This is a genomic window from Bradyrhizobium sp. 31Argb (assembly GCF_043638955.1).
Taxonomy (GTDB): domain Bacteria; phylum Pseudomonadota; class Alphaproteobacteria; order Rhizobiales; family Xanthobacteraceae; genus Bradyrhizobium.
Genome location: NZ_JBEGDB010000057.1, coordinates 19,701 through 35,859, shown reverse-complemented (window position 1 = coordinate 35,859; position 16,159 = coordinate 19,701). Strand labels below are relative to the sequence as shown.

The window sequence follows — 16,159 nt, the reverse complement described above, 5'->3', positions numbered from 1 at the left end:
TCGTCCGTTGCTCCACCCGCGCCACTTGGCGTACAAAACCCTGAGACTCTAACCGCTGCTGGATGAAAGTTCAGTGGCAGGTCACAACCACCCCGGTGCTATCAGTGCGTTGCAAGCGATAGCCGTCCTGCGGCACACGCCTCCGTTTTTCCCAGTCTGGAATATGGATAGCTTCTTCCTTGCGGAGCCTCGCGACGATCTCGTTCACGTCAACCTTGGTCACAACGCTCCGCGCCAGAATCTGTGGCCACAATTGATCGTACTGAATGGTGCCTGGTTGCGCTGGCGTTAGTTCCAAAATCCTCCGAGCAGCCGCTTCACGCTCGGACTGCAGATATCTGAGCAGGTCATCCGGTCCCATTTCGTGCAGCGACTGAAAAATTTCACCCTGCCCGCTGGTCGTCTGCGCATGCCCGATCTTGACTGCTGCGCGCGTGCGTGACTGCTCTTCGAGAGCAGCGATCTGGCACTGTCGGAACACCTCAATCCCGTTTTGCTGCGCGTGCAGTACAGCAGGGAATACAACGGGCGATCTCTTGTAGGGCGTAGCACGGCGGTCTGGGCGACGTATCCATAGTTGCCGATCTGGCGGAGACTGTCCGAAAACGCATTGACCAGAATCTCGTTGCGCCCCTCTGGTGAAAGGCTGCCCTGCGCGAGAGCAGCCCGCCAGTTGCCGAACGGGATCAGCTCATCGAGTCCCGCAACGACCTTCGGCTCGTTGATACCCGCAGCGCGGTTGATGAAGTCGAACATGAAGTTGAAGATTACTTCAGAATTCAGACGGGCGAGCAGTGGCGAAAGTGTCTTCAGCGGAACGTGCCAGCCTTTTGGATCGATCAAGAAGAAGGCGAACGCGCTCGAAGGGATTTCTGCCAGGATCGAAGGCACGACGTCGAGGAAGTCTGCACAGCGGGTCTTGATCGTCACGTCGGGATATCGTGCTGGCACTTGCGCCAGTCGGCCGTAAGCCGTCTTGTCCTGCTCGACCAAAAACGCGGACATCCTTACGTCGCGGCCGTTCTGCTTCCACGTAGCCTTGGCGCGCCGCAAGGCATTCAAGGCAATGCCGAACGACGTATCTTCGAACCGTTCATTGGCGCTTTGCCAAGGACCCGCGAAACCATCCACATACGCGACATGGTCATAACGGCTCGCGACTTTGTGCACCAATCGCTCGAGATAGCTCTCCAGCAGGACATGTTTGACGTACGCCTGCTCGCGCCCAGCATAATCTTCGAGGGAAACCATGTTACTCTGCGGCCACCGAGTATGCCGGTCTGATCTCGGGAAATTGGCTCCACTCCCGACCGTCGAGCTTGCGTCCGCCCGACTTGGGTCGTATCCCGCCCCACTGCTTGAAGAAGAAGGCCACCTTGCTGCCGCGGCACTGATCCCGCACCTCACGAACCCACTCGCGCTCCATTGGTCGCGCGCCAGGACCGCTTTCCCCGCCGACGATGACCCAGTCGATGCCAGTGAGATCAAGGCTGCCCACGGGTCCGATCAGAGGCTCGATCGAAAGAAAGCGGACGCCCGCCGGAGCATCCTGCAAATGGCGAATGCGGCTCAACAAGGATGAGCCGGAGCCGCTGGTCCCCGAGACCTGTCCGGAGCCGCCGTCCTTCGTCACCGGCTACGCCGCCGAGGAATGGCACCGCATCGCGGCCGAACTGTACCGCCTGCGGCTGTTGACCCTGATCGATATCGGACCGCTCGCGGCGTATTGCGTTGCCTATGGCGAATGGCGCACCGCGCGCGAGACGCTCGACAAGATCGCCAAGGCCGATCCGGTGATGCATGGCCTTCTGCTCAAGCGCGACCGGGTCGCGGTACAGAACCCGCTGGTCTATGTCGCGCGCAAGGCGGCGCACGACATGGTGCGCTATGCCGGAGAATTCGGCCTCTCGCCGGCCGCGCGATGCCGCATCGCGACCGGGGCTGCGGAAGTCCCGGGCGGCAGCAAGTTCGGCGATCTGCTGGCGGGGTGATCCGCCCGATTGAATGAGCACCGAGCCCCGCGTCAAGCGAACCACCAAAGGCAAGTGGCGCGCGGCCCGGGTCATCGAGTTCATCGAGCAGCTGACGATCCCGAGCGGCAAGGGCCAGGGCAAGCGGTTCAAGCTGGACCTCTGGCAGAAGCAATTTATCCGCGACATCTACGAGCCGCACATCGGCTTAAACCGCGCGGTGCGGCGCGCCATCCTCTCGGTCGCACGCAAGAACGGCAAGACGGCGCTGATCGCCTGCATCGCGCTGGCGCATCTGGTCGGCCCGGAGGCGATCGTCAACGGCGAGATTTATTCCGCCGCCAACGACCGCGACCAGGCGTCGATCGTGTTCAAGTTCGCCAAGCAGATCGTCGACCGCGAGCCGGAGCTTCGCGCCCAGATCGAGGTCATCCCGTCGACCAAGACGATGATCGCGCGGCGGACCGGCAGCGTCTATCGCGCGGTCTCCGCCGAGGCTGGCACCAAGCACGGCTACCTGCCGAGCGTGGTCATCTACGACGAGCTGGCCCAGGCGAAGAACCGCGATTTGTACGACGTGCTCGACACCGCGTTCGGGGCAAGGGACGAGCCGCTGTTCATCGTCATCTCGACCCAGAGCAACGACCCCGAGCATATCCTGTCGAAGCTGATCGACGACGGCCTGTCGGGCAGCGACCCCTCGATCGTCTGCCATCTCTACGCCGCGAAAGAGGATTGCGACCTCGACGATGAGGCGCAGTGGCGCCAGGCCAACCCGGCGCTGGGCCGCTTCCGCAATTACGAGGACCTCGCCTCAGCCATCCGCAAAGCCAAGCGGATGCCGGCGGAAGAGCCGAAGGTCCGAAATCTGTTCCTCAATCAGCGCGTGGCGCCGATCGCCGCGCTGCTGTCGCGCGCGGAATGGATGAGCTGCGCAGGCCAAATCCTGCTCGCCGATGGCGAGGAGGTCTATCTCGCGCTCGACCTGTCGTCGGTCGGCGATCTCACCGCCCTGGTGGTCGGCTCGGCAACCGACCCGGCCCGTGTGGTTCCGTTCTTCTGGAAGCCGAGCGAACATCTGGTTGAGCATTCGCGCCGCGACTTCGGCAGCGGCAGCCATCGCTACGCCGAATGGGCCGCGGCCGGCCATCTCCGGCAGTCGCCTGGGCGGACCATCGACCCCGAGATGATCGCGATGTTCATCGCCGAGCTGACGCAGCGCTATCGCGTGCGCGGTCTCGCCTATGACCGCTGGCGCATCAACGATCTGTTGCGCGAATTCGACCGCGTCGGGCTGCAGGCCTATCAGGACGGCGACAAGGGCGGCGACGGGTTGCGGCTGGTCCCCTGGGGCCAGGGCTTCAAGGACATGGGACCGGCGATCGATGCGCTTGAGCTGGCGATCCTGGAGCGCAAGCTGGTGCACCCGAACAATCCGATTCTCAATTGGAACATCGCCAACGCGGTCGCGATCAATGATCCCGCCGGCAACCGCAAGCTCGACAAGGACAAGGCGCGATTCCGCATCGACGGCGCGGTGGCGCTGGCAATGCTGATGGGCCTGCGCTCGCGCGACCGCAACGCCAAGCCGATCGATATCGAAACCCTCATAGCGTAGGCATCGGATGATTACGCAACCGCAATTGCTCGACGCGCTAGACCAGGCGTGCCTGCAGAACTTCATGAAGGTGGTCGGCAATCAACTGTCCTTTGCCACCAACGACAAGACCATGGACGAAGGCCTCGACAACCTCGCCCGCCAGCTCGACCTGCTGCACGAATTCAACAAGCGCGCAGCCAGCGTGATCGGAGACGCAGATGCCTTTCGGCCCATTGGATAACACCAGACTGTCGACGTGGCTCGTCATCGCGCTGGTCGCGATCGGGATCATCGTCGTCGTCTGGGCTGTGCAGCAACCTTAACCAGCACCCCCTTTCGAGGAGACGTAGATATGGCGCAGGACCATTGGCACTTCTGCAAGACCTGCAGCAGCCTGTTCTTTGATGCCGGTCAAAACGAAGGCGGCGTCTGTGTCGACGGCCAGTCCAAGCACGAAGCCCAAGGCTTCAATTTCAGCCTGTCGTCCAGCGACGAAATCCCAACCGGACAGGACGATTGGTTCTTCTGCCGCAAGTGCAATTGCCTGTTCTTCGTCGGTGCCGGCGGCAACCCGGGCGAATGCGCCAAGGGCGGCGGCCATGACGGCGCCGGCTCATTCAACTTCGTGCTGCCGCACGATAACAGTTTCATCGACTAGGGAGGCACCCATGCGCGCGTTGATCCTTGCTGCGGCTGTTGCCGTTGTTGGCTTCACCACCGAGGCGTCCGCGGTCACCGTCATCAAGACGACGCAGGCGGATGTGAAGACGCATTGCGGGGGCAAGACGACATGCACCACGGCCTGCGGCAGCACGATCTGTAGTTACAACTGCAGCAAGCCGAAGAAGCAATGCACGGCCACGGTCTTCCTGCAACGCCCGCCGACGCCAAACCCGCGCCCGTTCCCCACTGACCGGCAGTAGGCGGCGATGCACATCAGGCTGCAAGCCATCTATGGCGTCGAAGACCCTTCGAACGGCAAGCGGCGCGGCGACTGCGCGATCCAGATGGTGTTCACGGACGAGCGCAGCCTGAACGCCGAGCTGATGCGGTTTCGATCCCGCGAGGACATCGGCTGGCTCGATGTCACCGACCTGAACACCAGTACGAGAAGCCGCGAGTACCTGCGCTGACGCGGCGCGCGGATAGCGGCGAAAGAGGTCCATCATGAGCGAACAGCCGAGCTGCATCGATATTTCGCACTGGCAGGGCTTTCCGGACTTCGACGCCGTGCGCGCCAGCGGCGTCGTCGCCTGCATCATGAAGGCGACCGAGGGCACGAGCTACACCGATCCCAACCGCGCGACGAATTTCATCGCGGCGACGGAAGCCGGAATCGCGTGCTGCACCTATCACTGGATCAAGCCTGGCGACGCCGCAGCGCAGATGCAGTTCTATCTGTCCATCGTCGATCCCGTCGAGGGCGAGCGGATGGTGATCGATTACGAGGAGGACGGCTGCACCCTGGACGATCTGCACGAGGCGGTGCAGACGCTGCTCGACGATCCGCGCGACCTGCAAGTCACGGTCTATAGCGGCCATCTCTTGAAAGAGCAGCTTGGCGATGATTGCGACGCCTTCCTGCGCGACAACACCGACCTCTGGCTGGCGCAGTACACCAGCGGCACGCTGAGCTGGCCGAGCAACACCTATCCGCATTGGACGCTCTGGCAGTATTCCGAGAACGGCACGATCGACGGCATCGATGACACCTATGTCGACCTCAATGAATTCAACGGCGATGACGAAAAGCTGGTCTCCTGGATTTCTCCGGCAGGCCGCAAGCCGACGCCGCCGACCCCGCCGCCCCGCGAAAAGGTCGACATCAGCATCGCGGTTTCCGGAGATGTCGCCGTCACCGTGACCGTCAACGGCGATCCGGTTCCAACGCGTCGGCGCCGCAGGCGTCTGTTGATCCCGCGCGGCGCTGATCTCCTGTTCGGCTGATGGACCCGACCTCGACCAGGGTCAAATGGCAGCACTTCTACACCACCGCGTTCTGGCTGCGCCGTCGCAAGCTGCAGCTCAAGCACCATCCGCTCTGCAAGCTCTGCCTTGGGCGCGGGGTCGTCACCCGCGCCACCGTCGCCGACCATGTCGTGCCGCATCGCGGTGACTGGAACAAGTTCTGCCTGGGCGAACTGCAGAGCCTCTGCGCCGACTGCCACAACAGCGAAAAGAAGCACATCGAGTCGCGCGGCTACGGCGGCGCTGTCGACGATGACGGCTGGCCGACTGATCCGAAGCACCCGGCGAACAGGATCAGGCGATGAGCGGTTGCCGCTTCTGCGATGGCGCTGCGCGCATGGTGATGCGCGGCCTGTCACGCTTGCGTGCGGGAAACTGGTCGGCATCGCGCCGCACGACGACAGCTTCTGCGCCGCATCGCGGAGAGATGAGAGCAGACATAACCCGCGGGCAGCGGCCGGCGATCGGCAGCGACCCGCCGCCCGCACGGGAACGATTAGGCGCGTTTCACAGGCGCGGTCGCGAGCGCTGATCCAACCCCAACACATCAACCGTAGCCAACCTGCGAAAGCGCGGGAGGGACGATCTATGCCGATCAAACCGCACAAGGGCGAAAGCCAAAGCGACTTCTTATCGCGCTGCGTGCCCGAGATGATGGGCGACGGCGACCGGCCGCGCGACCAGGCGGTCGCGGCGTGCATGCAGATATGGCGGGACAAGGACAAGAGCGCCAAGCAGATCGAGCCGGACGATGACGAAAGCCACGGCGAATTCATGGACCGCTGCATCGATGAGCTGGGCGATGAGGACCGCTGTCAGCTGATCTGGGATAAACGATCGTCCACTGACGTCAAGCACAAGACCCATGCGGGCAAAATCTCGGGCATGGAATTCGTCCTGTCCGACGAGACGCCCGACCGCCTCGACGACGTCATCATGTCCGATGGCTGGCAGCTCGCCAACTTCAAGAAAAATCCGATCGCGCTGTTCAACCATAAGAGCGATTTCCCGATCGGCAGATGGAAGAACCTGCGCGTCGAGAACAAGCAACTGATCGGCCGCCTGGAGCTGGCGCCGGAAGGAACCTCGGAGCGCATCGACGAAATCCGCAAACTGATCGATGCCGGAATCCTGCGCGCGGTGTCGGTCGGCTTTAAGCCGGTCGCGACCAAGCCGCGAGCCGAAAGCGGTTTCGGCATGTTCTACACCAAGGCCGAGCTGGTCGAGACCAGCCTTGTCTCGGTGCCAGCCAACCCGAACGCGCTGGCGATTGCGAAAAATCTGAAAATTTCCTCCGCAACGATCGATCTCGTCTTCGCCGGGCAAGGCGCAAGGGGTGGGACCAGGCGGCGCGGATTCACCGGCGGGCAAGCCGACACATCGACCCGAAAGACAAGGGACACGACCATGTCGTTGGCTCAACGGATTGTCGACGCCGAGAAGCGGCTGCTTGCTCTGCGCGACCAACTGACGGAGCATTTCGCCAGTGTGGACGACACCAACGTTAGCGATGATCAGCTCGAACGCGCTAACGATCTCAATGCAAGGATCTCGCAGGAAGAGCGAGGGCTTGTTGCGCTTCGCGAGGCCGAGCGTCATCTCGCGACTAATGATGGCAGCGGCGAATCCACCGTGGTTCGGGCGGACCTGCAGCGCCAGCACAATGGCGTTGCGCAGCGGCCGTTCAGCCTGCCGAAGAAAAAGGTCGATCCGCTGGACTATCTGGTGCGCTGCGGCACCATCCAGCTGGTCGCCCACCAGGTCAAGAAAAACACCGAGGACGTTCGCCAGCTCATTGCCCGCGAGTATCCCGGCCGTGGCTATGAAGAGGAAGCCACGCGCGCGGTGCTCGACTGGTCGATGCGCGCCGCATCCAACTCGGCCATGTCCACGGTCACCGGCTGGGCTGCCGAGCTTGTGCAGCAGATCAACACCGACTTTATGGAGCTGTTGATGCCCAAGTCGGTGTTCCCCCGGCTGTCGGGCTTCGGCATGTCGCTGTCGTTCGGTCGCGCCGGCCGCATCTCGGTCCCGACGCGGAATAGGACGCCGACGATTGCGGGCTCGTTCGTCGGCGAAGGCATGCCGATCCCGGTCCGCCAAGGCCAGTTCACGTCGCAGGTTCTGACGCCGAAGAAGATGGGCGTCATCACCACCTGGACCCGGGAAATCGACGAGCATTCGATCCCGGCCATCGAGGGCTTGCTGCGCAATGCGATCCAGGAAGACACCGCTGTTTCGCTCGACAGCATCCTGCTCGATGCCAACCCGGCGACCGTGATCCGGCCCGCCGGTCTGCTCAACGGCGTCGCGCCGATTGCGCCGACCGCTGGCGGCGGCTTCAACGCGATCGTCGGCGACATCAAGAACGTGGCGGGTGCGCTCTTGACCGCGACGCAGGGCTACATCCGCAACATGTGCTGGCTGATGAACCCGCAGCAGGTTCTGTCCGCTGGGCTGACCCCGGCTCCGGGTGTGGGCACGTTCCCGTTCCAGGCGGAGGTTAGCCAAGGCCGGCTCGCGGGCTATGCCATCATCGACTCCGGCACGGTGCCGATGGGGACCATCATCGCGCTCGACGCGGCCGACTTCGTCACCGTGGGCGGCGAGGCTCCTCGCTTCGAGATCAGCGATCAGGCGACGCTGCACATGGAGGACACCAACCCGCAGCCGATCGTGGGTGGTGCCGATCCGGGCACGCCGGCCAACCCGGTGCGCTCGCTGTGGCAGACCGACAGCCTGGCGCTGCGGCTGATCCTGCCGGTCAACTGGACGCTGCGGCGTCCGGGCATGGTCGCGTGGGTGCAAGGCGTGACGTGGTGACTGCCATGGCTGACACCGACAGGAAAGACCCGCCGCACCCGGCGGGTCAGAATCTCGCGGAGGGGTCGAAGCCGACCCCGACGCAGGAAGAAAACGATCTCGCTGCGATGGGCGAGCACGTCATCGAGAAAGAGCCGGACGGCAGTCCGCTCGATCCCGGGGTGCCGTATCCGCCGGAATTGCCGAACCCACCCGAACGCGGCGTGCCGGTCATCGAGACCATGTCCCCAACCACCGGCCCGCTGCCCGACGTCACCCTGCAGATCGACGGCTACACCTTCAGGCCTGATGCGGTGATCGTGTTCGACGGTGCTCCGCAGACAACCACGCTGGTCGCCTCGACCCGGCTGACGACATCGATCGTCGGCTTTGCCGGTGCGGCTGGCAGCTATGGCGTGCTCGTGCGCGACGCGGCCGGTGACAGCAACGTCGTGCAGTTCACTTTCACCGAACCGGTGGAAGGCGGTGCCGCCGCTGGCCGGCGGCGGCGATAACCAGAGGAGATCAGGTCATGACTGATGCGAAAGAAGCGGCCAAGAAGGCCTACGACCGCGAGCATGAGCAAAGCGAAAAGACCCGCGCCGAGGGCAAGGAGAAACTGTCGAAAGGCAAGCCGACCCCGACGCAGGAGGAGAACGACCGCACCAAGATGGGCGAGTACATCCAGGAGCACGAGGAGGACGGCAGCGGACCCGATCCGCACGCGCCGAAGCCGGAGCAGCACAACCACAAGACCCGGCACATGGAAGCGGGACAACGCGACCGGAACTATCAGACCAGAACGAGCTGATGGGTGCTTGGGACCTCCTGTCGCGCATCGCAAGCCGGATCATCAAAGGCGAAGGCGACTATCGTCCCGGTCCATGGCGTTTGCCGGTCACTGGCGGCTGGCTGCCTGTCGGTGTCGGCGAAAACTGGAATTGGTGGCAGCTCGGGTACAGCCCGATCAGCCTGTCGCGGTCTGCGATGGTCGAGGCGTGCGTCTCGGCCTATTCGCAGACGGTCGCCATGTGCCCCGGCGACCATTGGCGGCTCAATGACAAGGGCGGGCGCGACCGGGTCAAGACCTCCGCGCTCGCCCGCATTCTGCGACATCCCAACGACTACCAGACGATCAGCGATTTTCTGCTGAACACGACGCGCTCGCTCTACACCGAGGGCAACGCCTATGCGCTGGCGCTAAGGAACGACCGTTACGAGATCGATGAACTGCACCTGATGAATCCGGCGCAGTCGCATCCGCGTCTCGCCTACAACGGCGAGATTTTCTATGCGCTGCATGGCAATGACGTCATCGCCAAGCGCCTGGGCGGAGAAGCCGGTCTCTTGGTGCCACAGCGCGACGTGCTGCATATCAGGCTGCACACCAATAGTCGCGCGCCGACGCCGCTGGTCGGCGAGTCCCCCATCGTTGCCGCCTATGAGGACGTCGGCGTCGGCGCCGCGATTTCGCGCCAGCAGGCGGCGTTCTATCTCAACGAGGCGCGGCCGAGCGCCGTGCTGTCGACCGATCTGGTGCTCGACAAGGATCAGGTCCAGGCGCTGCGCGACCGCTGGAACGACCAAGCCAAGAACCTGCATCAGGGCGGCACCCCGATCCTGACGGCGGGCCTCAAGGTGCAGCCGTGGTCGGTCGGCGGCCGCGATGCTGCAACGGCGGAAATCCTCAAGCTCTCGAATGAGCACATCGCGCTGGCGTTTCGCGTGCCGCTGCAAATCCTCGGCATTGGCGGCACCAACTACGCCTCCACCGAGCTTTTGATGCAGAGCTGGATCGCCATGGGGTTGGGCTTTGCGCTCAACCACATCGAGGAAGCATTCGGGCTGCTGTTCGGCCTCAAGGGCCAGCCCGACGAATACGTCGAATTCGATACCGCCGCGCTGTTGCGCTCGGCGCTCAAGGACCGGATCGAGGCGCTCGCGCGCGGTGTCCAGGGCGGCATCTATGCGCCCAACGAGGCCCGCGCGCAGGAAGGCCTCGACGCCGTCGACTTCGGCGACGAGCCGCGCGTGCAGCAGCAGGTCGTTCCGCTGTCCGCTGCTGGCGCCATCCCGGCCGCGCCGGGACCGCAGGCGCCGCCATCCGCTCCGCCAGCACCAGCTCCGCCGCCGCCTGAGAAAGGCAACCGCGATGCAGTCCAACGGGAAGTCCGAAACCTTTTTAGAACCGCCGACCGCATCGGAAGACGCCGACTGTCTTCTTGACGCGTGGCGCGAGGCGCTCGCCCACGCGCTCGATCAGGAGCGGCGGCAATGGCTGCGCGAGCGCGAACTGATCGAAGCCAAGGCCGAGGCGATCATTGCGACGCTGAAGGCCGAGGTCGCCGTGCTGCAGGAGCGCATCACGATCCGGCTGGCCGAACTGACGAATGGCGCCGATGGCGCACCCGGACCGGCGGGGCCTCCCGGCGAGAAGGGCGAGCAAGGCGAGCGCGGCGAGCAAGGTCAGCGCGGCGAAGCCGGCCCGCAGGGCGAAGCCGGCCCGCAAGGTGAAGCCGGCCCGCAGGGTGAACCAGGCATTCAGGGCGAGCTTGGCGAACGGGGACCGGCGGGCGAGCCTGGTCCGCAAGGCGAGCGTGGCGAAGCCGGACCGCAGGGCGAGCAAGGTGAGCAAGGCGCGGCTGGCGAGCGCGGTCCGCAGGGCGAACAGGGCGAACGCGGCGAGCAAGGAGAGAGAGGCGAGCATGGCGAGCAAGGCGAAAAAGGCGATCCCGGCGAACAAGGCCCGCAAGGCGGCCAAGGTCCGCGCGGCGAGCGCGGCGAGCGCGGTGAAACGGGCGAACCTGGGCAGCGCGGTGAGCAAGGCGAGCCGGGCACACAAGGCGAGCAAGGCCCGCTCGGCGAAGCCGGCCCGCAAGGCGAACAGGGATTGAAAGGCGATCCCGGCGAACCGGGCGCGCGAGGCGAACAAGGCGACAAGGGCGATCCGGGCGAGCTGCCCATCGTCCGTGCGTGGCAACCCGACGAAATCTCGTATCATGGCGACGTCGTCTGCTGCGACGGCAGCACCTACCAGGCCCGGAAGGATACGGCGCAGAAGCCGCCGCATTCCGATTGGGCTTGCCTCGCCGAAAAAGGGCGCGATGCCGCCTTTCCCACGGTCAAGGGCACCCATCGCGACGGCGAGGATTACGCTCTCCTCGACATCGTCGCATTGAACGGGTCGAGCTTTATCGCCCGTCGCGACCACCCGGGGCCGTGCCCAGGCGACGGATGGCAACTGATCGCATCCGCCGGGCGACCCGGCAAACCCGGCATTCGCGGCGAGCAAGGTCAGCGCGGCGAGCGCGGCGAACGCGGACCGTCGGGGCCGACCATCATCGGCTGGAAGGTCGATCGCGCCGGCTACATGGCGACCCCGATCATGTCCGACAACGGCGACGCCGAGCCGCTCAATCTGCGACCGCTGTTCGAGCAGTTCGACAACGAGGCGCGCTGATGGCGGACATCACCGTCAAGGTCATCGAGCCCGCCGAGACCTACCAGCTGCTGACGCTCGACGAGCTGAAGACCATCCTCGGCATCTCGACCAGCGACACCAGCGAGGACGCGCAGCTCGAAATGTGGATCGAGCAATATTCCGACGTCGTCGCCACCATGTGCAACCGCGTGTTCGCGAAAGAGAAGGTCAAGGAAACCTGGCGCGGCGACCTGCCGCCGCTGGATAATCCCCGGATCTTCCTCACGCATTATCCGGTCAGCGACGCCGATATCGAATCGGTCAGTTGCAACGGCAGCCCCATCGATCCGGCGAATTACGAAATCGAGAACCGGTCCGGCAAGCTGACGGTGTTCGGCACCTTTGCCGAGCCGGTCGTCGTCACCTACAGCGGCGGCTATCAGCTGCCCGACGAGGCACCGCCTGCGCTCAAGATCGCGACCGGCATCCTGATTACGGGCGCCCGCACCGAAATGTCGCGCGCCGTCATCTCCGGCATCAAGTCGATCTCGCACCGGGAGTCGCGGGTGCAGTTCTTCGACGAGAATCAATCCAGCCAGAGCGGTGCTGGCGCGATCGGCGCAGCGGGCGAGACCATCAACGTCCTGCTCTACAAGTACATGCGGTTCTATGTTTAGCGTCGTGCTCGACGACGTCATCAATCTGGTGACGAAGTTCGACAAGCTCGCCGAACAGGTCGGCAATCTGCATCAGGCCGTGCCGGAAGAGCTGACCGCCTGGCAGCGCGACGACATGCGCCGCAAATATCCGAACATGACGGTCACGGCGACCGGCAACCAGACCGCGGCGGTCACCCTGATCTGGCCGCGGGCGCGGTTCGAACGGCCGCAACCAGGCAAGCAAGCCACCCGGGGACCGAAGGTCTACCGGCCCAGAGGCGTCGTTGGCCGACAACCAACCTCGAACCGGCCGATCCTGCGCGAGGAGCTGAAGGATCAGCTCGACCAGCGCATGCTCGGCCTTACGCGCGAGGCAATGAAATGGCCGTGAACCTCGACGTGACGCTGCAGTCCCCGATCTTCGATTTCTGGGCCGTGCCGGTGACGTTCATCCCGCTGGCCTCGCAACCGGGGCAACCCGCCTACGATCGGCGCGGCATTTTCAACACCTATTCGATCGATGTGCAGGGCATGGACGGTCACATCTATTCCGACCAGCGCACCATCCTCGACATCAGAGAAAGCGAATTCAGCGTCCTGCCGCAACAAAACGACCACCTCATCATCCCGGCCGACTGCAACGGTGTGCCGCGCGGCGAATACCAGATCGTCGACGCATCGAGCGACGGCGGCGGCCAGACCATGCTGACGATCCGGAAATACGAAACGATCATGTGATGGGCATCACCGACACCCAGAGCTACGGGCTGGTGATCCGTGACGTGTTCTATGACGCCCTGGCCGAACGCGAGCCGTATTTCGCCAGCTTCAAGAAGCGCAAGACCAAGATGCTGCAGGTGCAGCACGAGCTGCTGCCGTATCTCGGCGTCTACATCCTCGACGAGACCATGCTGCCCGACGGCGATCCCAATACCGGCTGCATCCGATTTTCGCACACGCTGCGGATCGGCTTCTCGGTGATGATCGCCAACAATGATCCTGTGATCGCGGAGCAGACCATCGACGCCGCCTACTGGCGGATCATGAACAGGCTATGGCGCGACCAGTACATCATGAACATGCTGGATACCTACAATCCGCATGTCGGCGCCATGAATCCCGACAACACGCGGATCGAAAGCATCACCCGCGGCACCCGCCGCCATGTGTTCGGTGCGACCGGGTTCAACAATGAAACGCCGGTCGCCGAGCTGCAATACGACGTCTCCTGCTTCTATCGCACGGACTGGTCGCCGGAGATCACCGACGACCTGGTGGAGATCGATGTTCACACCGGCATCGAGCCGGGCGACACCGAGGAAGAAATGGCGCAGCGCCAGCAGCTGCACGCCAAGTACGTGTTTGCCCCCGCGACGCCCCCGGCACCTGAAAAGGAGAAGGACCGATGAGCAACGACCGATCGAACGACAAACCGACAAAGGAAGTCTCGATCCGCAAGCAGCACCAGCTCGATCGGCTGGCCAAGGTGCGCTCGTTCCGGCCGAAGCCAGTGCGCGTGACGCCGGCCAGCGATGAGCTGCGCAAGGTGCTGAAGCATCCGAACGGGAGCGGCTTCCTGCCCGGTGGCGGCTCGGCGGAATGGCCGAATGACCGCTTCACCAAGCGGCGCATCGCCGATGGTTCGGTCACCGTCGAGGAGAGCAGCGATAGCGGCGGCGACGATCGCGACAAAGACCAGCGTCATCGGCGGCAACGCCGCGAAGACCCCAGCAGCGCCGCCTAACCGCGGCGCTTCTTTTTTGTGAGAGGAGACCGCGATGCCGATCAGTTTTGCCAACATTCCCGCCAACATCAAGATTCCGCTGTATTGGGTCGAAGTCGATCCGTCGATGGCCGGCTTGCCGTCGATCAATCTGCGCGCGCTGATGGTCGGCATCATGACGGCCGATGGCGACGCCGAGCCCGACGTGCCGATTCCGATCGGCAGCCAGGCGCAGGCCGACATGCGGTTCGGCCAGGGCAGCGAGCTGTCGCGGATGTTCATGGCCTACTTCAACAACAACTTCGCCAACGAAGTCTGGGGTCTGCCTTTGGCGGAGCCGGTCGGCGCGGCAGCCGCCACTGGCACCATCACCGTGGTGAAGGTGCCGGATGAAGCGGGCACGATTCATCTCTACATCGCCGGCACCCATGTCCCGGTCAACGTCCACACCACCGATACGGTCGACAACATCGCTTCGGCGATCGAGGCGGCCATCAATGCCGACGACACCTTGCCGGTGACGGCGGCGGTGGCGGCCGGTGTCGTGACCCTCACGGCAATGTGGAAGGGCATTCTCACCAACGACATCACGGTGTCGCTGAATTACTTCGGCGCCCGCGGCGGCGAGAAACTGCCGGTTGGCATCGAGATCACGTTGCCGACCAATGGCCTGTTGACCGGTGGCGTCGGCACGCCCGATTTCGACGACGCCATCAGCGCAATGGGCGAAACGCCGTTCGAATACGTCGCGATGCCGTACACCGACACCAATTCGCTGTTCGAATGGGATCAGGAATTTGGCTTCACCGATCAGGGGCGCTGGGGTTTCGAGCGGCAGCTGTTCGGCCATGTGTTCTCGGCCAAGCGCGGCACCTATTCCGATCTGCTGCTGTTCGGCTTGACGCTGAATTCCGGCGTCGAATCGATCATGGGGTTCGAGGTCGGCTCACCGTCGCCGTGCTTCGAATGGGCCGCGGCCTATGCTGCGAAAGCGCAGCGCGCGCTGGTCAATGATCCGGCCCGGCCGCTGCAGGCACTGAGCCTGAACAGGGTCAGGGCGGCGCCATTCCATGAGCAGTTCGATTTCGTCGAACTGAATTCGCTGGCATCGAGCGGCATCGCGATCCAGAAGCTCGGTGGCGACAAGCAGCCGATGATCGCCCGAGAGCAGACCACCTACCAGCTCAACCTCTATGGCCAAACCGACGACACCTATGAGCTGGTGACGACCTTGGCGACGCTGGCCAAGCTGTTGCGCAATCAGCGCCACGCCATCACCAGCAAATTCCCGCGCCACAAGCTCGCCAATGACGGCACGCGGTTCGGCCCGGGCCAGGCCATCGTCACGCCCGGCATCATCAAGGGCGAGCTGATCGCGCAATACCAGCAGGATATGTGGAGCGGCCTGGTCGAAGACCTCCGCAACTTCAAGCGTCATCTGCTGGTGGAGCGTGACCCGGACAATCCGAACCGGCTCAACGTGCTGTATCCGCCCGACCTGATCAATCAGCTGCGCATCTTCGCGGTGCTGGCGCAATTCCGCCTGCAGTACGACCGCGGCATCGACAACGTGATCATCGGTCAGAACCAGCCACCCTACAACGCAGCGTCGAACGCCTAACACCCATAGGAGGGAAGCATGGCACAACGAATTGCGGGCATCGCCTTCCTGACCGTGGACGGCGTGCAGATGGCGCTCCGCGGCAATTTCACCGTCAGCCCGTCGCCGGTCGAGCGCACCATGATCGCCGGCCAAGACGGCGTGCACGGCTATCAGGAATTGCCGCGCGTGCCCTACATCGAGGCCGACCTCTCGACCATGCCAGGTTTCTATCTGGAGGACCTGATGGATGAGACCGACGTCACCGTGGTGGCGCAGCTCGCCAACCACATGCAGTACACGCTGATCGCGGCCACCTGCAAAGGTGGTTTCGAGAACAACACCCGCGACGGCCAGGTGCGGGTCAGGTGGGAAGGCGTGAGCTGCGAGGAAGTCGCCATCTAAAAACGCCAGCT

The 16,159-nt window shown here is 63.8% G+C and carries 23 protein-coding genes; 20 read left to right on the top strand and 3 right to left on the bottom strand.

Annotation, left to right across the window (positions count from 1 at the left end; all coding sequences use genetic code 11):
• Positions 1 to 288 precede the first annotated feature (288 nt).
• Both tcmP and AAFX91_RS14280 read right to left on the bottom strand, forming a co-directional pair.
• Complete coding sequence (gene tcmP / locus AAFX91_RS14285) at positions 289 to 1,251, bottom strand: three-Cys-motif partner protein TcmP (RefSeq protein ID WP_394566893.1); 963 nt, start codon at positions 1,249 to 1,251, stop codon at positions 289 to 291.
• Position 1,252: 1 nt separating this feature from the next.
• A complete protein-coding gene (locus AAFX91_RS14280) occupies positions 1,253 to 1,573 on the bottom strand; it encodes a DUF5131 family protein (RefSeq protein WP_394566892.1) in 321 nt (106 codons plus the stop codon).
• On the opposite strand from AAFX91_RS14280, the gene AAFX91_RS14275 reads away from it, so the two are divergent.
• From AAFX91_RS14275 to AAFX91_RS14220, 12 genes are all read left to right on the top strand, one after another.
• On the top strand, positions 1,563 to 1,991 hold the full coding sequence (locus tag AAFX91_RS14275) for a phage terminase small subunit P27 family (protein WP_394566891.1): 429 nt from the start codon (positions 1,563 to 1,565) through the stop codon (positions 1,989 to 1,991). The genes AAFX91_RS14280 and AAFX91_RS14275 overlap by 11 nt on opposite strands.
• 13 nt (positions 1,992 to 2,004) lie before the next feature.
• Positions 2,005 to 3,588, top strand: coding sequence for a terminase large subunit (locus AAFX91_RS14270; RefSeq protein ID WP_394566890.1), 1,584 nt, complete (start codon positions 2,005 to 2,007; stop codon positions 3,586 to 3,588).
• A gap of 7 nt (positions 3,589 to 3,595) precedes the next feature.
• Positions 3,596 to 3,811 carry a hypothetical protein gene (locus tag AAFX91_RS14265; protein ID WP_394566889.1) on the top strand — a complete coding sequence of 72 codons (216 nt, stop codon included), beginning with the start codon at positions 3,596 to 3,598 and terminating at the stop codon, positions 3,809 to 3,811.
• Positions 3,812 to 3,922: 111 nt separating this feature from the next.
• Positions 3,923 to 4,228 carry a hypothetical protein gene (locus AAFX91_RS14260; RefSeq protein ID WP_394566888.1) on the top strand — a complete coding sequence of 102 codons (306 nt, stop codon included), beginning with the start codon at positions 3,923 to 3,925 and terminating at the stop codon, positions 4,226 to 4,228.
• Between the two features lie 10 nt (positions 4,229 to 4,238).
• Positions 4,239 to 4,493, top strand: coding sequence for a hypothetical protein (locus AAFX91_RS14255; RefSeq protein ID WP_394566887.1), 255 nt, complete (start codon positions 4,239 to 4,241; stop codon positions 4,491 to 4,493).
• Positions 4,494 to 4,499: 6 nt separating this feature from the next.
• Positions 4,500 to 4,703 carry a hypothetical protein gene (locus tag AAFX91_RS14250; RefSeq protein ID WP_394566886.1) on the top strand — a complete coding sequence of 68 codons (204 nt, stop codon included), beginning with the start codon at positions 4,500 to 4,502 and terminating at the stop codon, positions 4,701 to 4,703.
• A gap of 34 nt (positions 4,704 to 4,737) precedes the next feature.
• The gene (locus tag AAFX91_RS14245) at positions 4,738 to 5,517 is read left to right on the top strand and encodes a glycoside hydrolase family 25 protein (RefSeq protein WP_394566885.1); all 780 of its coding nucleotides are present in this window, start codon (positions 4,738 to 4,740) and stop codon (positions 5,515 to 5,517) included.
• Positions 5,517 to 5,843 (top strand): HNH endonuclease, encoded by a 327-nt coding sequence (locus AAFX91_RS14240; protein WP_394566884.1) that lies wholly within the window; start codon positions 5,517 to 5,519, stop codon positions 5,841 to 5,843. Before AAFX91_RS14245 ends, AAFX91_RS14240 begins: the two co-directional genes overlap by 1 nt.
• 283 nt (positions 5,844 to 6,126) lie before the next feature.
• Positions 6,127 to 8,361: a phage major capsid protein gene (locus AAFX91_RS14235; RefSeq protein ID WP_394566883.1), complete on the top strand. Its 2,235-nt coding sequence runs from the start codon at positions 6,127 to 6,129 to the stop codon at positions 8,359 to 8,361.
• Positions 8,362 to 8,366: 5 nt separating this feature from the next.
• Complete coding sequence (locus AAFX91_RS14230; RefSeq protein WP_130583647.1) at positions 8,367 to 8,855, top strand: IPT/TIG domain-containing protein; 489 nt, start codon at positions 8,367 to 8,369, stop codon at positions 8,853 to 8,855.
• A 17-nt stretch (positions 8,856 to 8,872) separates the two neighbouring features.
• Entirely contained in the window at positions 8,873 to 9,151 is a 279-nt protein-coding gene (locus AAFX91_RS14225; RefSeq protein ID WP_130583646.1) for a hypothetical protein, read from the top strand.
• On the top strand, positions 9,151 to 10,566 hold the full coding sequence (locus AAFX91_RS14220) for a phage portal protein (protein WP_130583645.1): 1,416 nt from the start codon (positions 9,151 to 9,153) through the stop codon (positions 10,564 to 10,566). Before AAFX91_RS14225 ends, AAFX91_RS14220 begins: the two co-directional genes overlap by 1 nt.
• On the opposite strand, the gene AAFX91_RS14215 is transcribed toward AAFX91_RS14220, so the two are convergent.
• Positions 10,523 to 11,272, bottom strand: coding sequence for a hypothetical protein (locus tag AAFX91_RS14215; protein WP_394566882.1), 750 nt, complete (start codon positions 11,270 to 11,272; stop codon positions 10,523 to 10,525). The genes AAFX91_RS14220 and AAFX91_RS14215 overlap by 44 nt on opposite strands.
• Here AAFX91_RS14215 and AAFX91_RS14210 point away from each other — a divergent pair.
• Genes AAFX91_RS14210 through AAFX91_RS14175 form a run of 8 tightly spaced genes read left to right on the top strand, consistent with a single transcriptional unit; the run spans position 11,231 to position 16,148 of the window.
• Positions 11,231 to 11,800 carry a hypothetical protein gene (locus AAFX91_RS14210; RefSeq protein WP_394566881.1) on the top strand — a complete coding sequence of 190 codons (570 nt, stop codon included), beginning with the start codon at positions 11,231 to 11,233 and terminating at the stop codon, positions 11,798 to 11,800. The two genes, AAFX91_RS14215 and AAFX91_RS14210, sit on opposite strands and share 42 nt — an antisense overlap.
• Positions 11,800 to 12,438 (top strand): phage head-tail connector protein, encoded by a 639-nt coding sequence (locus AAFX91_RS14205; protein WP_130583537.1) that lies wholly within the window; start codon positions 11,800 to 11,802, stop codon positions 12,436 to 12,438. Before AAFX91_RS14210 ends, AAFX91_RS14205 begins: the two co-directional genes overlap by 1 nt.
• Complete coding sequence (locus AAFX91_RS14200) at positions 12,431 to 12,811, top strand: hypothetical protein (protein WP_130583536.1); 381 nt, start codon at positions 12,431 to 12,433, stop codon at positions 12,809 to 12,811. Before AAFX91_RS14205 ends, AAFX91_RS14200 begins: the two co-directional genes overlap by 8 nt.
• Complete coding sequence (locus AAFX91_RS14195; protein ID WP_130583535.1) at positions 12,802 to 13,158, top strand: hypothetical protein; 357 nt, start codon at positions 12,802 to 12,804, stop codon at positions 13,156 to 13,158. Before AAFX91_RS14200 ends, AAFX91_RS14195 begins: the two co-directional genes overlap by 10 nt.
• Positions 13,158 to 13,829, top strand: a complete 672-nt coding sequence (locus AAFX91_RS14190; protein WP_130583534.1) for a hypothetical protein — start codon at positions 13,158 to 13,160, stop codon at positions 13,827 to 13,829. Before AAFX91_RS14195 ends, AAFX91_RS14190 begins: the two co-directional genes overlap by 1 nt.
• Entirely contained in the window at positions 13,826 to 14,164 is a 339-nt protein-coding gene (locus tag AAFX91_RS14185; protein ID WP_130583533.1) for a hypothetical protein, read from the top strand. The genes AAFX91_RS14190 and AAFX91_RS14185 overlap by 4 nt, the downstream gene beginning before the upstream one ends.
• A gap of 34 nt (positions 14,165 to 14,198) precedes the next feature.
• On the top strand, positions 14,199 to 15,764 hold the full coding sequence (locus tag AAFX91_RS14180) for a phage tail sheath C-terminal domain-containing protein (RefSeq protein ID WP_394566880.1): 1,566 nt from the start codon (positions 14,199 to 14,201) through the stop codon (positions 15,762 to 15,764).
• Between the two features lie 18 nt (positions 15,765 to 15,782).
• On the top strand, positions 15,783 to 16,148 hold the full coding sequence (locus AAFX91_RS14175) for a phage tail tube protein (protein WP_130583531.1): 366 nt from the start codon (positions 15,783 to 15,785) through the stop codon (positions 16,146 to 16,148).
• Positions 16,149 to 16,159 lie beyond the last annotated feature (11 nt).

Bases quoted from the DNA above. Each gene is read 5' to 3' on its own strand.
- tcmP (WP_394566893.1), bottom strand. From the start codon at position 1,251: ATGGTTTCCCTCGAAGATTATGCTGGGCGCGAGCAGGCGTACGTCAAA.
- AAFX91_RS14275 (WP_394566891.1), top strand. From the start codon at position 1,563: ATGCGGCTCAACAAGGATGAGCCGGAGCCGCTGGTCCCCGAGACCTGT.
- AAFX91_RS14270 (WP_394566890.1), top strand. From the start codon at position 2,005: ATGAGCACCGAGCCCCGCGTCAAGCGAACCACCAAAGGCAAGTGGCGC.
- AAFX91_RS14265 (WP_394566889.1), top strand. From the start codon at position 3,596: ATGATTACGCAACCGCAATTGCTCGACGCGCTAGACCAGGCGTGCCTG.
- AAFX91_RS14260 (WP_394566888.1), top strand. From the start codon at position 3,923: ATGGCGCAGGACCATTGGCACTTCTGCAAGACCTGCAGCAGCCTGTTC.
- AAFX91_RS14255 (WP_394566887.1), top strand. From the start codon at position 4,239: ATGCGCGCGTTGATCCTTGCTGCGGCTGTTGCCGTTGTTGGCTTCACC.
- AAFX91_RS14250 (WP_394566886.1), top strand. From the start codon at position 4,500: ATGCACATCAGGCTGCAAGCCATCTATGGCGTCGAAGACCCTTCGAAC.
- AAFX91_RS14245 (WP_394566885.1), top strand. From the start codon at position 4,738: ATGAGCGAACAGCCGAGCTGCATCGATATTTCGCACTGGCAGGGCTTT.
- AAFX91_RS14240 (WP_394566884.1), top strand. From the start codon at position 5,517: ATGGACCCGACCTCGACCAGGGTCAAATGGCAGCACTTCTACACCACC.
- AAFX91_RS14235 (WP_394566883.1), top strand. From the start codon at position 6,127: ATGCCGATCAAACCGCACAAGGGCGAAAGCCAAAGCGACTTCTTATCG.
- AAFX91_RS14230 (WP_130583647.1), top strand. From the start codon at position 8,367: ATGGCTGACACCGACAGGAAAGACCCGCCGCACCCGGCGGGTCAGAAT.
- AAFX91_RS14225 (WP_130583646.1), top strand. From the start codon at position 8,873: ATGACTGATGCGAAAGAAGCGGCCAAGAAGGCCTACGACCGCGAGCAT.
- AAFX91_RS14220 (WP_130583645.1), top strand. From the start codon at position 9,151: ATGGGTGCTTGGGACCTCCTGTCGCGCATCGCAAGCCGGATCATCAAA.
- AAFX91_RS14205 (WP_130583537.1), top strand. From the start codon at position 11,800: ATGGCGGACATCACCGTCAAGGTCATCGAGCCCGCCGAGACCTACCAG.
- AAFX91_RS14200 (WP_130583536.1), top strand. From the start codon at position 12,431: ATGTTTAGCGTCGTGCTCGACGACGTCATCAATCTGGTGACGAAGTTC.
- AAFX91_RS14195 (WP_130583535.1), top strand. From the start codon at position 12,802: ATGGCCGTGAACCTCGACGTGACGCTGCAGTCCCCGATCTTCGATTTC.
- AAFX91_RS14190 (WP_130583534.1), top strand. From the start codon at position 13,158: ATGGGCATCACCGACACCCAGAGCTACGGGCTGGTGATCCGTGACGTG.
- AAFX91_RS14185 (WP_130583533.1), top strand. From the start codon at position 13,826: ATGAGCAACGACCGATCGAACGACAAACCGACAAAGGAAGTCTCGATC.
- AAFX91_RS14180 (WP_394566880.1), top strand. From the start codon at position 14,199: ATGCCGATCAGTTTTGCCAACATTCCCGCCAACATCAAGATTCCGCTG.
- AAFX91_RS14175 (WP_130583531.1), top strand. From the start codon at position 15,783: ATGGCACAACGAATTGCGGGCATCGCCTTCCTGACCGTGGACGGCGTG.